The 13,391-nt window shown below is 67.5% G+C and carries 18 protein-coding genes; 16 read left to right on the forward strand and 2 right to left on the reverse strand.

All coding sequences use genetic code 11. From position 1 onward, the window contains the following. Positions 1–56: 56 nt before the first annotated feature. The 10 genes from cysD to ACQ7HM_RS14270 all read left to right on the forward strand — a co-directional run bounded on the left by cysD (position 57) and on the right by ACQ7HM_RS14270 (position 7,904). Positions 57–971, forward strand: a complete 915-nt coding sequence (cysD, locus tag ACQ7HM_RS14225; protein WP_434216881.1) for a sulfate adenylyltransferase subunit CysD — start codon at positions 57–59, stop codon at positions 969–971. After that, positions 971–2,833, forward strand: a complete 1,863-nt coding sequence (gene cysC, locus ACQ7HM_RS14230; protein WP_434216882.1) for an adenylyl-sulfate kinase — start codon at positions 971–973, stop codon at positions 2,831–2,833. Before cysD ends, cysC begins: the two co-directional genes overlap by 1 nt. Next, entirely contained in the window at positions 2,830–3,603 is a 774-nt protein-coding gene (locus ACQ7HM_RS14235; protein WP_434216883.1) for a 3'(2'),5'-bisphosphate nucleotidase CysQ, read from the forward strand. The genes cysC and ACQ7HM_RS14235 overlap by 4 nt, the downstream gene beginning before the upstream one ends. A gap of 8 nt (positions 3,604–3,611) precedes the next feature. Next, on the forward strand, positions 3,612–3,962 hold the full coding sequence (locus tag ACQ7HM_RS14240) for a DMT family transporter (RefSeq protein ID WP_434216884.1): 351 nt from the start codon (positions 3,612–3,614) through the stop codon (positions 3,960–3,962). Then, complete coding sequence (locus tag ACQ7HM_RS14245; protein ID WP_434216885.1) at positions 3,962–4,279, forward strand: DMT family transporter; 318 nt, start codon at positions 3,962–3,964, stop codon at positions 4,277–4,279. Before ACQ7HM_RS14240 ends, ACQ7HM_RS14245 begins: the two co-directional genes overlap by 1 nt. Before the next feature lie 160 nt (positions 4,280–4,439). Next, a complete protein-coding gene (locus ACQ7HM_RS14250; RefSeq protein ID WP_434216886.1) occupies positions 4,440–4,901 on the forward strand; it encodes a YbaB/EbfC family nucleoid-associated protein in 462 nt (153 codons plus the stop codon). An 89-nt stretch (positions 4,902–4,990) separates the two neighbouring features. Beyond that, complete coding sequence (locus ACQ7HM_RS14255; RefSeq protein ID WP_434216887.1) at positions 4,991–5,206, forward strand: hypothetical protein; 216 nt, start codon at positions 4,991–4,993, stop codon at positions 5,204–5,206. A 5-nt stretch (positions 5,207–5,211) separates the two neighbouring features. Beyond that, entirely contained in the window at positions 5,212–6,594 is a 1,383-nt protein-coding gene (locus tag ACQ7HM_RS14260) for a hypothetical protein (protein WP_434216888.1), read from the forward strand. A 93-nt stretch (positions 6,595–6,687) separates the two neighbouring features. After that, a complete protein-coding gene (locus ACQ7HM_RS14265) occupies positions 6,688–7,347 on the forward strand; it encodes a hypothetical protein (protein ID WP_434216889.1) in 660 nt (219 codons plus the stop codon). Beyond that, the gene (locus tag ACQ7HM_RS14270) at positions 7,344–7,904 is read left to right on the forward strand and encodes a hypothetical protein (RefSeq protein WP_434216890.1); all 561 of its coding nucleotides are present in this window, start codon (positions 7,344–7,346) and stop codon (positions 7,902–7,904) included. The genes ACQ7HM_RS14265 and ACQ7HM_RS14270 overlap by 4 nt, the downstream gene beginning before the upstream one ends. Here the strand turns inward: ACQ7HM_RS14270 and ACQ7HM_RS14275 are convergent, their stop codons facing one another. Both ACQ7HM_RS14275 and ACQ7HM_RS14280 read right to left on the reverse strand, forming a co-directional pair. Then, a complete protein-coding gene (locus ACQ7HM_RS14275) occupies positions 7,905–8,318 on the reverse strand; it encodes a YbaB/EbfC family nucleoid-associated protein (protein WP_434216891.1) in 414 nt (137 codons plus the stop codon). Then, the gene (locus tag ACQ7HM_RS14280; protein ID WP_434216892.1) at positions 8,315–8,770 is read right to left on the reverse strand and encodes a hypothetical protein; all 456 of its coding nucleotides are present in this window, start codon (positions 8,768–8,770) and stop codon (positions 8,315–8,317) included. The genes ACQ7HM_RS14275 and ACQ7HM_RS14280 overlap by 4 nt, the downstream gene beginning before the upstream one ends. A 392-nt stretch (positions 8,771–9,162) precedes the next feature. On the opposite strand from ACQ7HM_RS14280, the gene ACQ7HM_RS14285 reads away from it, so the two are divergent. From ACQ7HM_RS14285 to ACQ7HM_RS14310, 6 genes are all read left to right on the forward strand, one after another. Then, positions 9,163–9,480 (forward strand): type VII secretion target, encoded by a 318-nt coding sequence (locus ACQ7HM_RS14285; RefSeq protein WP_434216893.1) that lies wholly within the window; start codon positions 9,163–9,165, stop codon positions 9,478–9,480. Between the two features lie 59 nt (positions 9,481–9,539). Next, on the forward strand, positions 9,540–10,772 hold the full coding sequence (locus ACQ7HM_RS14290; protein WP_434216894.1) for a hypothetical protein: 1,233 nt from the start codon (positions 9,540–9,542) through the stop codon (positions 10,770–10,772). A gap of 43 nt (positions 10,773–10,815) precedes the next feature. Further along, complete coding sequence (locus ACQ7HM_RS14295; RefSeq protein ID WP_434216895.1) at positions 10,816–11,121, forward strand: PE domain-containing protein; 306 nt, start codon at positions 10,816–10,818, stop codon at positions 11,119–11,121. Between the two features lie 57 nt (positions 11,122–11,178). Further along, positions 11,179–12,171: a PPE domain-containing protein gene (locus ACQ7HM_RS14300; protein ID WP_434216896.1), complete on the forward strand. Its 993-nt coding sequence runs from the start codon at positions 11,179–11,181 to the stop codon at positions 12,169–12,171. Beyond that, positions 12,168–12,965 (forward strand): ESX secretion-associated protein EspG, encoded by a 798-nt coding sequence (locus ACQ7HM_RS14305; RefSeq protein ID WP_434216897.1) that lies wholly within the window; start codon positions 12,168–12,170, stop codon positions 12,963–12,965. The genes ACQ7HM_RS14300 and ACQ7HM_RS14305 overlap by 4 nt, the downstream gene beginning before the upstream one ends. A gap of 87 nt (positions 12,966–13,052) precedes the next feature. Beyond that, positions 13,053–13,367, forward strand: a complete 315-nt coding sequence (locus tag ACQ7HM_RS14310) for a WXG100 family type VII secretion target (RefSeq protein WP_150116595.1) — start codon at positions 13,053–13,055, stop codon at positions 13,365–13,367. Positions 13,368–13,391: the final 24 nt, after the last annotated feature.

Genomic DNA, 13,391 nt, shown 5'->3' on the forward strand with positions numbered 1-13,391 from the left:
AGTCGAACGCTACTGTCGAATAATCGACACCACAAGCGCTGAGCCGAAGGAATCGCATGCTCGACGGTGGATACGAGCTGTCGCACCTCGCCGCCCTCGAGGCGGAGTCGGTGCACATCATCCGGGAGGTCGCGGCCACCGCGCAGCGACCCGGCCTGCTGTTCTCCGGCGGCAAAGATTCGGTGGTGATGTTCCACCTGGCGCGCAAGGCGTTCTGGCCCGCACCCGTCCCGTTTCCGCTGATGCACGTCGACACCGGGCACAACTTCGACGAGGTGATCGAGTTCCGCGACCGGATCGTCGCCGAGACCGGTGTGCGGTTGCTCGTCTCGAGCGTGCAGGACGACATCGACGCCGGCCGCGTCGTCGAGCAGACCGGCCCCGGCGCGAGTCGAAACCGACTGCAGACCGCGGCGTTGCTGCGCGGCATCACCGAGAACCGTTTCGACGCGGTGTTCGGCGGGGCGAGGCGCGACGAGGAGAAGGCCCGCGCCAAGGAGCGGGTCTTCAGCTTCCGCGACCGGTTCGGCGCCTGGGATCCCCGGGCGCAGCGCCCCGAGCTGTGGAACCTCTACAACGGCAGACACGCACCGGGCGAACACATCCGGGTGTTCCCGCTGAGCAACTGGACCGAGCTCGACATCTGGCAGTACATCGCGGCCGAGTCCATCGACCTCCCGCCGATCTACTACGCGCATGACCGCGAGGTCGTCGAACGCGACGGGATGCTGCTGGCGCGTACCCGCTTCCTCGAGACCGCCGACCACGAGACCGCGCGCACCGAGACCGTGCGCTTCCGGACCGTCGGCGACGCGACCTGCACCGGTTGCGTTCTCAGCACCGCGACGACGGTCGCCGAGGTGATCGACGAGGTCGCCGCCACCCGCCTCACCGAGCGCGGCGCCACGCGAGCCGACGATCGCATCTCCGAATCGGGGATGGAAGACCGCAAGAAGGAGGGCTACTTCTGATGGCGTTGCCGATCGCGGCCGAGGGCCGAAAAGAACTGCTGCGCCTCGCGACCGCGGGAAGCGTCGACGACGGCAAGTCGACGCTGATCGGACGGCTGCTCTACGACTCGAAGTCGATCTTCACCGATCAGATGGAGTCGATCGAGCGGACGAGCGCCGAACGCGGCGACGAGTACGCGAACCTCGCCCTGCTCACCGACGGTCTGCGCGCCGAGCGCGAACAGGGCATCACCATCGACGTCGCCTACCGCTACTTCGCGACCCCGCGGCGCAAGTTCATCATCGCCGACACCCCGGGGCACGTGCAGTACACGCGCAACATGGTCACCGGGGCATCGACCGCCGACCTCGCGATCGTGCTGATCGACGCCCGCAAGGGAGTGCTCGAACAGACCCGGCGGCACGCGTTCCTGTCGTCGCTCCTCGGCATCCCGCACCTCGTGCTCGCGGTGAACAAGATGGACCTCGTCGACTACTCGCAGGCCCGCTTCGAGGAGATCCGAGACGAATTCTCCTCGTTCGCCTCGAAACTGACCGTCACCGACCTCACCTTCATCCCGGTGTCGGCGCTGCTCGGCGACAACGTCGTGACCCCGTCGGCGAACATGGGCTGGTACCACGGCGCGCCGCTCCTCGACCATCTCGAGGAGGTGCACATCGCCTCGGACCGCAACCTCATCGACGCCCGACTGCCCGTGCAGTACGTGATCCGACCCCAGCGCAGTGACGGTTCCGATCACCGCAGTTACGCCGGGACCGTGGCCGGCGGCACGTTCTCGCCCGGCGACGAGGTCGTCGTGCTGCCAGGCGGGTTCACCACCACCATCGACCGCATCTGGGCACCCGGCGGTGTCGAGGTGGCGCAGGCGTTCCCGCCGATGGCGGTGTCGGTGTCGTTGCGCGACGAGATCGACATCAGCCGGGGCGAGATGATCGCGCGACCGAACAACCGTCCGTGGGTGGGCCGCGACGTCGACGCGATGCTGTGCTGGTTCTCCGACGACACCACCCTCTCGCCGGGCAACCGCTACGTCATCTCCGCGACCACGGCATCGGCACGCGCGGAGATCACCACCCTCAACTACCGGCTCGACATCAACACCCTGCATCGCGACGAGACCGCGGAGACGTTGTCGGTCAACCAGATCGGGCGCGTGACGCTGCACGCCCAGCAGCCGCTGATGTTCGACGCCTATCGCCGCAACCGCGACACCGGCAGCTTCATCCTCGTCGACGAGACGACCAACACCACCGTCGCCGCGGGAATGATCAGCGGCCCGGTCGAGCACCAGAGCACCGTCGTCTGGCACGGGTCGAAGGTGTCACCCGATCAGCGCCCGTATCGTGGTGCCACGATCTGGCTCACCGGACTGTCCGGATCGGGAAAGAGTTCGATCGCGGTGGAGGTGGAGCGTCGCCTCGTCGCGGCCGGGCGCCCCGCCTACCTGATGGATGGTGACAACTTGCGGCACGGACTCAACTCCGACCTGGGCTTCGGTGACGACGACCGGCGCGAGAACATCCGACGCACCTCCGAGGTCGCGTCGTTGTTCGCCGACTCGGGCTCGGTCGCGATCGTCTCGCTGATCAGCCCCTTCGCCGCCGAGCGTCGGCGCGCACGCGAGATCCACGCCGCCGCGGGCCTGCCGTTCTACGAGGTGTTCGTCGACACCCCGCTCGCCGAGTGCGAGCGCCGGGATCCCAAGGGCCTCTACGCCCGGGCACGCCGCGGAGAGGTGAAGCAGTTCACCGGGATCGACTCGCCCTACGAACGTCCCACCGACGCCGAACTGGTGGTGACCCCCGAGCACGGGTCGCCGACCGACATCGCCGACGCCATCATCCGGGATCTCGGACTGTGACCCGTGGCGCGTCCTCCGATGCACGTCTGGCCGCCGAACTGGCCACCGCGGCCGGCGAACTGCTCGTCGGTCTGCGAGCCGAGAGTGGACTGAGCGGCACCGACCTCGGCGACGCCGGTGACCAGCAGGCCAACGAGTTGCTGCTGGAACGGTTGCGGGCGGAGCGTCCCGACGACGCTGTGCTGTCGGAGGAGTCGGCCGACGACCGCCGACGGCTCGCCGCCGACCGCGTCTGGATCGTCGATCCCCTCGACGGGACCCGCGAATACCGCACCGAGGGTCGCCACGACTGGGCCGTCCACGTGGCGCTCTGGTTCGCCGGCAGCGGCCTGGTCGCCGGTGCCGTCGCCCTGCCCGCGCTGGGGGTCACCTACGACACCGGTTCGATGCCGACCGAACCCGTTGCCGGACTGCTCGATCCGCGCACCGACGACACCGTGCGCGTGGTGGTCAGCGGGTCGCGGCCGCCGACGTTCTCCGACGCCGTCGCCGACGCGGTCGGTGGTGTCGTCGCGCCGCTGGGGTCGGCCGGCGCCAAGGCGATGGCCGTGGTCCGCGGCGAGGCCGACGCCTACGTCCACGCCGGCGGTCAGTACGAATGGGACTCCGCCGCACCGGTTGCCGTCGCCGAGGCCGCCGGGTTGTTCTGCAGCCGTGTCGACGGGTCGCCGCTGCGGTACAACGCCGACGACGTCTATCTGCCCGACCTGGTGATCTGTCGGCCCGAACTCTCCGACACCATCCTGTCGGCGCTGCGCCGGGCGCGGTGACCCGGGCGGTGGCCCCACGCACCTGGGGTCTGCTCGGGTGCGCGATCGCAGCCGAGGTCGCGGGTTCGCTCGCCCTCAAGGGCGCGCTCGACCATCCGGCCCTCTACGCGGTGGTCGCCGTCGGCTACCTCGGAGCCTTCGTCCTGCTCGACCGTGTGCTGCGCGCCGGTCTCGGACTCGGCGTCGCCTACGGGATCTGGGGTGCACTCGGCGTCGCCGCGACCGCGGTGCTGTCGGCGGTGATCTTCGGCGAGGCGTTCACCGCCCTGATGATCGTCGGCATCGTCCTGGTGATCGGCGGGGTGCTGTGCATCGAGTTCGGTTCCCCCGCGCGCCGCTCGCCGGAGGCCGGCGACTGATGGGGTGGTTCTTCCTGGCGATCGCGGTGCTGGCCGAGGTGTCGGGCACGGTGGCGTTGCGCGTCGCCGCAAGTGGGCGCCGGGTGTTCTACCTCGCCGTCGCGGTCGGGTACGCGATCTCGTTCGTCGCGCTCTCGGCCACCCTCGCCGCGGGCGTCGGACTCGGTGTCGCCTACGGCATCTGGGCCGCGACCGGTGTCGCGCTCACCGCGCTCGCAGGTCGCGTCCTCTTCGGCGAGGCGCTCACCCGGGTGATTGTGCTCGGCATCGTGGCGGTGATGGCCGGGGTCGTCCTCATCGAGGTCGGGGCCCGGTGACCGCCATCGCGTGCCGTGGGCGAAGCTCATCGATATAGTCGCTACACAGATGTACGGTCGACCGTTCCCCGGTCGACCCCGCTGCGCGGCGGAACCGAATGGGCCGCCACCGCGTCTGATGGTGTGGGTGACGATCGACAAGAGTGGAAGAGGGGATCGGGTGGAGTTGGATTTCGAGTCGCTGCGTCGCGAAGCTCAGGAGCAGATCACCGAACGGATGGGCGAGCTCACCTCGATGATGTCGAAGGTGAGCGCCCTTCAGGCCGAGGCTCGTGCGTCGATGGGCACCGCCGACTCCCGCGATCGCCTGATCTCGGTGACCGTCAACGCGTCCGGGGTACCGATCGAGATCGAACTCGACTCGTCGGTCTATTCGGAGTACTCGCCGTCGGAACTGTCCGCCGAACTGTTGTCGGTGGCGCAGGATGCTGCGGTCGACGTCCAGGAGAAGGTCGGCGCGATCACCACTCGGATGCAGGCTGCGGCGCGGATCGAGCATTCCGACAGCATCATCCCGGAGATCCCCGGGATCAACGATCTGCTGGCGACCCAGCGGCCGAGTGTCGATCCCCCCACGGCGGATTCACGGCTGCGACGCGAATTCGACGGAGGGGGGAACTGATGGGTATGCGGGCGGATATCGAGGGTTTGCGGAGGTCCGCGGCAAACTTCGGCGAAGCCGCGGTTCTGACGCGGTCTGTCCTGAGCAGGGTGGCAGCCGAGATCGACAGTCACGATGCCGGGACGTGGGGCGGGGACGAACCCGGCGGTGTCTTCGGCGATGGCTACGTACCTGTGCACGCGCAGAACAAGGCGAACCTCGTCGAGATCGCCCAGCGGTTGGAACAGGCCGCGGACGGTGTGAACAGAGCTGCCGACCAGTTGGAGGAACAAGAGCGGGCCAACTCCGAACGCATCGGAGGCTGAGGCCGGTGACGCTCACCATTCCCGGCCATCTCGACGCGGCGCTGTCGTTTCTCGGCATGAGCAACTTTCCCGAGGGAGACGAGGACGCCCTCCACGCGATGGCTCAGTCGTACCGGTCGGTCAGCAACCTGCTGTCGACCGCCTCGGACGACGTCTCGCGAGGGGCCGACCAACTCGGTGACGTGATCGAAGGCATCGTCCACGATGCGATGCATTCGTACTTCACGGAGATCGCCGGCTCACCGAACGGACTCGAGCAGGTGGCCAAGGATTACGCCACCTCGGGCGACCTTGCGAGGGCCACGGCCGAATACGTCCTCATGTGCAAAGAGCTCTACATCATCCAGCTCGAGATCTTCGCGGCCGTCTTGACGGTGTGCATCATCTCCGCCTTCGAGACGTTCGGCGCGTCGATGGCGGTGGCCGCCGCCGAGGGCGTCGCGACTCGCGTGGCCCTTCAGACGTTGGTCAAGCAACTCACGACTCAAATTCTCGAGCGAGTGATGGCCACGACCGCAAAGGAGATCGGTGTCCACGCACTGAAAGGTGCGGCGATCGGCGCGGCGATGGACGGCGGCAAGGCCGGTGTCGGGTCTCTGCTCCAGCAGCTCGTGGGCAAGAACTACTTCGGAGGGCCTGTCGATCTCGGAAAGGTCGGGGGCGAGGCTCTGCAGAAGGGGGCTGCCGGGGCGGTCGGCGGTGCCGTGGCCGGAGCCGGGAAGAAGGTGGTCGACGGGCCCGCACCCTTCGGACCGCAGCCTGCTTCGCCTACCGTTCGAGATCGACTGCAGGGAGTTTTCACCGATCGCGCCGACACCACCGACGCGTATCGCAGGTACGTAGACGGCTCGATGACCGACGCCGAACGGCGTGCCTATCAGGACAAAGTGCTCGCCGACAAGGGTCCGGAGCTCGCGGGGAAATCCGGGGCCACTGCCGCGGAAAAAGGGTACGAGAAGCTGGCCGGCAAGGGTCCTGGGCAGCCAGAGGTGCCGCCGTCGCTCGCCGGTCCATCGGTGAGCAGCTCGTCCGTCGAACGTCTGGTCGTCGGCAGTACGCCGGTGGAGCCGCGCTCCGCGCCGTCGTCGTCCAGAGGTACTGAATCGTCTGGTCAGGATTTCGTGGCGCAGCCGCCGCAAGGCGCAGCCCGCGACCCGGGCTTCTCGGCGCAACTCCCCGGCGACGATGGGTGGACACCGAACGACGGTCAGCCATTCCGCTACGAGCCGCTGTCCGGCGTCTCGTCGGAGACGGGTTCATCGCTGTCGCCAGACGGATCTGCCCAGTTCCTCCCGTCCGCCGCCCTCAGTGAGGGTGTGGCCCAGCCTTCTGTCGAATCCGTCGACGAACCCAAGGGCAGACGGGGTCTGAACCTCGACACCACCTAGTCCACTACCGGGGTCTCGACTCATCAGATGCTGACCGCAAATTTGGGCCTGCCGACCGTATCGGCTTGTGTTTGACTATGTTTGACTTGGTGGATGGAAACGACTGTGCCACACGAGCCGTCGACCCAGCGGACGGTAATCAAGTGGGTCCTCGTCGCCGTCGCGTTCGCGATCACTGCTGGCACTGTGGTGTACCCGCTCGTGTTGGTGCCCGACTTCAAGGTATTTTTGACGGCGGGCATCGTCACCGTGCTAGCAGGTGTGGGCGTCTGGATATCGGTGCCGAGTCCACCGCGCGTCGCGTTCGCCACTGTCGTGAGGTCGATCGTCTTCGTGGTCGCAGCCGTGGGCGTGTACGCGAATCTCGATGCGGCGACGCGTGCGTTCGAACTTCGATCGGACAGGGCCGCGACGGCGAATGTCCTCTCCCGCTACGCAACGGTGACGATCGGTGCGTACTCAACCGACGGGCTTCCGGTGACGATCCACAATCGGGCGCTGACCGCGGAGTACATGAAGGTGGCCATCGAGGCGAGGGGGCCTGACGGCATCGTGATCGCCAGTGAGCGGCAGGGTCCCGTGGTGGGAGCGCGAGGGACGCTGCGAACCATGTTCTTCAAGCCAGGAAAGAGGCGGACGGACCCGCATGATGATCCTGCTTTTGATGTCCGTGACAAGTACATGCGCGCCGCAACATTCACGATTGTCTTCGCTGACACCGAAGCTTATAGCTCCCGGCGGACGTCGAGATGACCACACGCTCCCATCGCAATGAGATCGCCCTGGCCGGTGCCGCGTTGGGTACCTTTGCCGCGTTCTCGACGGTCAGCCGTCCCTACGCGGCCATCGGCGGGGTCATCGCAGTGTTCGCGATGTTCGCCAAGGCGCCTTCTGGTGACCATGAACGCAACCGCATTTCTTCGGTCGTCAAGATACTCGCGTCGCTCGGCGCTGTTGTTTCGGTGGCCGCGAGCATCTCCTACTGGACGAGCTATTCGTCAGATGCGGCGCTCGCGGGCGGTCCTACGGTCACAGCGCGAGCCATAGGTCCGCTGTCCCCCGACGCGTCGGGTTACGCCGCGTCGCTGACGCTGGAATTGACGAGTCACACCGAGGAAGGTTCATACATCATCAACGTCTCGGTGATGGACGGACACAACAACAGCAACTCTGTGTCGTTGCTGGCCATCGATTTTCGCCAGGGTAGGCCGATCACGCGAACTGTGCTGGTGCTCAACGACTTCGTGACAATCGCGGCTACCTCGAACCCGGAGGTGGCCTTCGACGGCCTCATCAAACTGAAGAGTTGATCAGGCCGGACCGTCAGCGCTGTCCCGTGGTAGGGGCGCCCCCGGAAGAGTGTCCTCGGCGCTGGCCGCATTGAACGCCGAGATCCGCTCGCCCATCTGACCGAACGCCTTGCCGGCGGCCGTGGCGGCGGTGGTCACGATGAGGTCGCCGAGCTCGGCCGGGCTCATCGACATCGCGCCGTCGTCGATGCGCAGCGAGACAAGCGCGCCCATGGCATCGACGCGCACCGTCACGTTCTCGTCCTCGGAGGTCTCGTCGACCGCGATGGCCGATATCGCCTCGCTCACCGACTGCATCCGTTCGAGTGCGCGTCGTGCCGACGCTTCGATGTCGTCGAAGGTGATCCCGAACTTCGGCGGCATCGGCGCGGAGTCGGGAAGTGGTGCGCGGGGCGGGAATCCGGATTCGGTCATACGCGTCGCATCCACGTGTCGGGTTCGGAGTCGTCGAGGTAGGAGTCGACGTGGAGGTCGAAGTCGGCCGCCTCGCGTTCGGTCGGCAGGTTGAGGTAGGAGACGGCCTCGAGAGGATGCCCGTCCGCCAGCAATTGTCTGCGGTGTGCTGCCGCAGCGCGTTTCCCGGCCTGTTGACACAGCAGCAAAATGGTGCGTGCAAGGGCGTCGGCGGGTTTGTCCATCTCCGACCGCTCGATCTTGATCGCGGTGGGCAGGCCCTGTTCGGTGGTCCGCACCTCGATCGAGCCGGACGGCGTCGCGGCGCGGCCCACCGTCTGCAGAGCGTATTCGGCCGATGCCGATGCCGCGGTTTCGGGGTCACCGTCTCCTACGGCACCGTCGGAACCCGACGTCGGCTCGTCGTCGTAGGGGGTGTCGTCGAATGGGTCGTACTCGTGGTACCCGGTCACCGCTCCATGATCGCATCTCCGGATGCGGGGGAGTGGTCTACGTGGGGGTTGTACACAGAGTGCCGCGGCACGCATCTGACTGTGTGTGTGCCGAACATCGTGAGCAGCGCCGGCACTCGTCCACGCCGGGTTGCCCACACCCACGGCAACACGCATCGACATGTCCCGACCTCGGCACACCGACGGTGACGGCCGCAGATCCTGTCGACGATCTTCCACCTGGAACCATTCGACCCCGGGCGACGTCGGATGTGGTGACCGGGCAGCGATCGTGAACCCGGTTCTAGTGACCGCTACTAACGACCACGTAGAAATATGACCTCAGCTGCGATAAAGTTCAGGCCGATCGACACCGGACATGCGTCCAGCTGCACTCAACAGGGGAGATCTCGATGACTGACTTCGTTGCGGATCCGAACGCGATCCGCGGTTACGGCGCCGCTTCGTCTGCCATCGGTGGTGTGATCGACAGTGCCTCGGCCATGGACCTCGCGGCCAACGTCGCGGTGATGGTGCCGGTGTTCGGGCTCATCGGCCAGGACTTCCTGGCCAGCTTCGGTATGTCGCAGTTCGCCAACGCCGTGTCGACCGCCTCTCTGGTCGCGGTGCATCAGGGCACGGCCGTGTCGGCTGTGTCGACCGCGGCGAAGTACGAGGGCGCCGACGGCGACACCTCGGCCGCGCTGAACTCCGCGGCCTCCTCACTGTGACCGAGGGTGCGGGCCACGGGCCGGCACCCGCATCCGGATCCGGGCCCAGCGTGATGGACATGCTGGACCACAGCGCTGTGGCGCCGTTGCTGCACATGCCGGTCAACGACGTCCTCAAGCAGATGGGTCTCCCGCCCCTTCCGCAGCTGCCCCCGATGCCGCCACTCCCGCAGATGCCTCCGCTGCCGACCATCGACATCGGCGCGCTGCTGAAACCGCTCACCGATCTGATGAGTGGGTTCGGCTCGGGTGACATGTCGTCGGCACCGTTCAACCCGATGCAGCTGTTCGAGGGTCTGATGCAGGCGTTCCAGAGCGTGGTGCAGATGGGTGGTCAGGCCATGTCGGCGCTGACCCCTCTGTGGACCGGTCCGGCGGCCGCGCAGGCGATGGCGTCGGGGACCGCGGCACAGGCCAACGGCACGGCGACCGGCGCCCAGAGCGGCGACATCTCCACCGTCGTGGCCACCGCGACCGCCACCGTCGCCAAGGGTGTCGCGATGTTGCAGGGCATCATCGCGAGCTTCGTCGCGACGTTGCCCGCGGCGATCGGTCTCGCCTTCACCCCCGGCGGGCAGGCGGCCATCATCGCCTCGGCGACGGTCCATCTCAACGAGGGGCTGGCCGTGGTCGCCGAGACGCGCGGCGAACTTTTCGCGCACACGGCGAACATGACCCGCGCCGGTGCCCCGGTGGCGATCACCGCCGTCCCGCAGGTCGCCTCGCAGATCCCCGGCATGGCCATGACCACCGTGCAGACCATCAGTCAGCCGATCCAGTCGCTCATCAAGGCGGGTGGCGGCGCCGGCGGGCTCGGCGGACGCCACAGCGCGGACCTCGGCGGACGCGGCGGCGACGACTCCCCACTCGGGGCACGTGGCGAAGGTGCCTCGTCCGGTGGCGCCGGTGGCGCCGTGCCGATGGGGCCAGGTGGGTTCGGTGGAGTCGGATCATCCACTCCCGCAGCGCCTCTGAGCCCGCGCACCACTCCGGACTCGCTCGGTGGGCCACGCGGTGGCATACCCGGCGGGAAGGTCGTGGGTGACAGCGAGGAGCGCGTGGTGACCCGTGCGACCACGCCGGCCGCGATGCCGATGGGCGCAGGTGGCGCCATGGGTGCCACGCCGTCGGCCGGCGGTCAGCACAACGCCGACCGCGAACAGGTCGTCGACGCACGCCACACCGAGGAGATCGTCGGCGAGATCCCCTCGGCCAGCCCGACCGTCCTCGGCGGGGTGGAAGCCCCTGTGAGTCAGTCGATCTGGGAAGAGTCCGACGAGTTGGAAGCCTGACTGTGTCCGCCCCACCCCCCACCGCCCGCGAAGGAGCACCCCGATGACCGCGAACCTTTCCGTCGACACCGAACACCTCTCCGAGGCGGTGCGACGCCTCGAGTCCATCGCCACGTCGCTGGAGAAGACGATGGGGACTCATCGCGCCTCCCTGACGGTGCCCGCGGCGGGCTCCGACGAGGTGTCGGTCGCCGCCGCGAAATCTTTTTCCGATTCGGCGGAACTTTTCTCCGATCAGCTCGTCAAAGGAATATCGGCCATCCGCGACGTCGCCGGTGCGCTGCGGGAGCAGACCTCCGCCGTCGACAGCCACGACGAAGCGGTGGCCGGTGATCTGACGGCGCTGTAGAAACCGCGCCCTACACCTGCGCACGCACGAACGACGAACCAGGAAGGTATCGAGCACATGACGGGCTTCACCGGCATCAGGTGGGATGCGCGACCGGCTGAGCAGCTGAGTCGCGACCTGAGCCGTGGGGCAGGGGCCAAGCCGTTGTTCGAGGCGGGGATGTCGTGGTCGGCGATCGCCACCGCGCTGCACGATCTCGACCGGGAATTCGCCGGTATCCGCAAGCTCGTGGGCGAGGGCTGGCGCGGCAAGGGTGACGCCGCGATGGCGCAGTCGCTCGACAAACTGTCCACCTGGGTCTCGGAGACCGCGGACATGGCCTCACGCAACGCTACTGCGGCCGAACGGCAGGCGGTCGCGCACACCGTCGCCATGGCGGCCATGCCCGACGCCGAGGTCATCAGCGCGCTCGGGCAACTCGAGGACGCACTCAAGGCCGTTGCGGCTCCGCCGCATTCGCTCATCGCCGGCGGACTCGCCAAGCTCGACGAGCAGGCGCACGGGATGAAGGCCCAGGCCGCGCGGGTCATGGAGTCCTACGAGCTGGCGACGACACCGGTGGCGAAATCGTGGGAGTCGGTGCCCGTGCCCGACCACCTCGTCCACCGCGCAGCACTGACCGCGGAGAGAGAGAAGGCCGCGGCCAAGATCGCCGAGCAGCAGGGTCTGATGGGGCAGGGTGCGATGCTCGCCCAGATCGCCGCGATGAGCGCAACCCCGTTGGGCGCCTACCGTTCCGACGAGTACGTCACGCAGACCCGCCGCGACCTCGCCCGCATCGACGCCGCCGCCCAGGCCCAGGGAGAGGTCGTGGTGCAGGCGGCCGGTTCCGGCGTCGACGGTGTGGTCGCCGACGGACAGTCGGCCACCCAGTCGCAGTTCGTGCCCGCCACCCCGATGTCGTCGGCGGTGGCCAGTGCGCCGGGGCATCACAGTCAGGCCCCGCTGCCGGTCACGACGAACTATGCTTCTGTACAGGAAGCGGCATCGGCGGGGTCGCAGGTGGCCTCGCCGTCGGTCATCGGGGTACCGGACGGGGAGGGGACATGATCATGGTCGACACCTCGACCGCGTCGTTCGACCTCGAGCTGGGCGAACTCCTGGCCCTCTGCGACGCTCTCGTCATCCAGACCCTGCCCGCGGTCCTGCGCGTCGAGGAACCCTACGAGACCGACTCCGCGGCAGTCGACTTCCGTGCTGCCGGACACTCCACCCTCGCCGAACGCGGTGTGCTCGACGCCATGGGCAACGTGCATCCGACTCTCCGGTGGATGCTGCAGGCGGCAGCCGCCCCGGAGTGGATGCTGGAGCTGCGGCGCATCGACGTCACGCAGGTCTACCGGATGTGCATCGTGGCCGACGGTGAACGCCGCGTGCTGGTCTCCCGTTCCGGGGAGCGCTTCTCCTTCGAGGAGATCAGGGCCGACGACGATGCCAAGTTGCTCGTCCGCGAGGTCACCGCGCGCATCGGTGCCACGGCAGGCGCACCGATCACCCCGCTCCGCGTCCCGAGTGACGTGCTCGACGCCGCTCTGGCCTCGTGCGTCGACGAGGTCGATTACACCGCAGCGCTCTTCCATCTCGGTGTGCCCGAGGCGCAGGGCCGCGCTGTCGCGGCGACACTGTCGCACTGCGTCGGTCAGACCGAGATCGTCGTGAACAACACCTCGCCGACCGACCGTGCCGTGCTCGCCGTTTTCGACACCGACCGCGGGCGAGTCGTGTCGCTCGCCGTGCCGTCGCTCGGAGGCGAGCGATGGACCTCCATCGCACCCGGCGACGACTACGCCGTGGTCTCGGCGGTGCGACAACTCGCACAAAATCTTCCTGGACGCGATCGATGATCGCGCAACGGGATTCGAGCGTGGCAACCGCCTCGACTCGTATGACGGCGTTCGACTCGCGGATGCCAACGATGAAAGGAACGCACTGTGGCAACGCAGGTTGATATCGAGGGGATGAACGCGGCCATCAACAAGGCCAAGGATGTGCACCAGCAGATGGTCGGCCTGCTCGCGCGCGTCAACTCCACCGTGAGTGAGTCCAGTGGAGTCTGGAAGGGTGCCGCGCAGGCTGCCTTCATGAACGTGACCTCGGAGTACCACCAGGCCGCGACGAAGATGAACACCTCGATGGACGAGATGATCAGCATGCTCAACCAGAACATGAACCAGTACTCCTCGCAGGAGGAGCAGGCGCAGAGCTCGATCAAGTCCGCCGGCGGCGGTCTGAACACCGCAGTCTGACGCCGACCCCACCACCACAGGAGA

It is taken from the genome of Williamsia sp. MIQD14, from assembly GCF_051025635.1.
Classification (GTDB): domain Bacteria; phylum Actinomycetota; class Actinomycetes; order Mycobacteriales; family Mycobacteriaceae; genus Williamsia_A.

What these genes read in the sequence shown, in the direction of transcription:
- cysD (WP_434216881.1), top strand. Translation starts at nt 57, where the DNA reads ATGCTCGACGGTGGATACGAGCTGTCGCACCTCGCCGCCCTCGAGGCG.
- cysC (WP_434216882.1), top strand. Translation starts at nt 971, where the DNA reads ATGGCGTTGCCGATCGCGGCCGAGGGCCGAAAAGAACTGCTGCGCCTC.
- ACQ7HM_RS14245 (WP_434216885.1), top strand. Translation starts at nt 3,962, where the DNA reads ATGGGGTGGTTCTTCCTGGCGATCGCGGTGCTGGCCGAGGTGTCGGGC.
- ACQ7HM_RS14265 (WP_434216889.1), top strand. Translation starts at nt 6,688, where the DNA reads ATGGAAACGACTGTGCCACACGAGCCGTCGACCCAGCGGACGGTAATC.
- ACQ7HM_RS14270 (WP_434216890.1), top strand. Translation starts at nt 7,344, where the DNA reads ATGACCACACGCTCCCATCGCAATGAGATCGCCCTGGCCGGTGCCGCG.
- ACQ7HM_RS14275 (WP_434216891.1), bottom strand. Translation starts at nt 8,318, where the DNA reads ATGACCGAATCCGGATTCCCGCCCCGCGCACCACTTCCCGACTCCGCG.
- ACQ7HM_RS14285 (WP_434216893.1), top strand. Translation starts at nt 9,163, where the DNA reads ATGACTGACTTCGTTGCGGATCCGAACGCGATCCGCGGTTACGGCGCC.
- ACQ7HM_RS14290 (WP_434216894.1), top strand. Translation starts at nt 9,540, where the DNA reads ATGCTGGACCACAGCGCTGTGGCGCCGTTGCTGCACATGCCGGTCAAC.
- ACQ7HM_RS14295 (WP_434216895.1), top strand. Translation starts at nt 10,816, where the DNA reads ATGACCGCGAACCTTTCCGTCGACACCGAACACCTCTCCGAGGCGGTG.
- ACQ7HM_RS14300 (WP_434216896.1), top strand. Translation starts at nt 11,179, where the DNA reads ATGACGGGCTTCACCGGCATCAGGTGGGATGCGCGACCGGCTGAGCAG.
- ACQ7HM_RS14305 (WP_434216897.1), top strand. Translation starts at nt 12,168, where the DNA reads ATGATCATGGTCGACACCTCGACCGCGTCGTTCGACCTCGAGCTGGGC.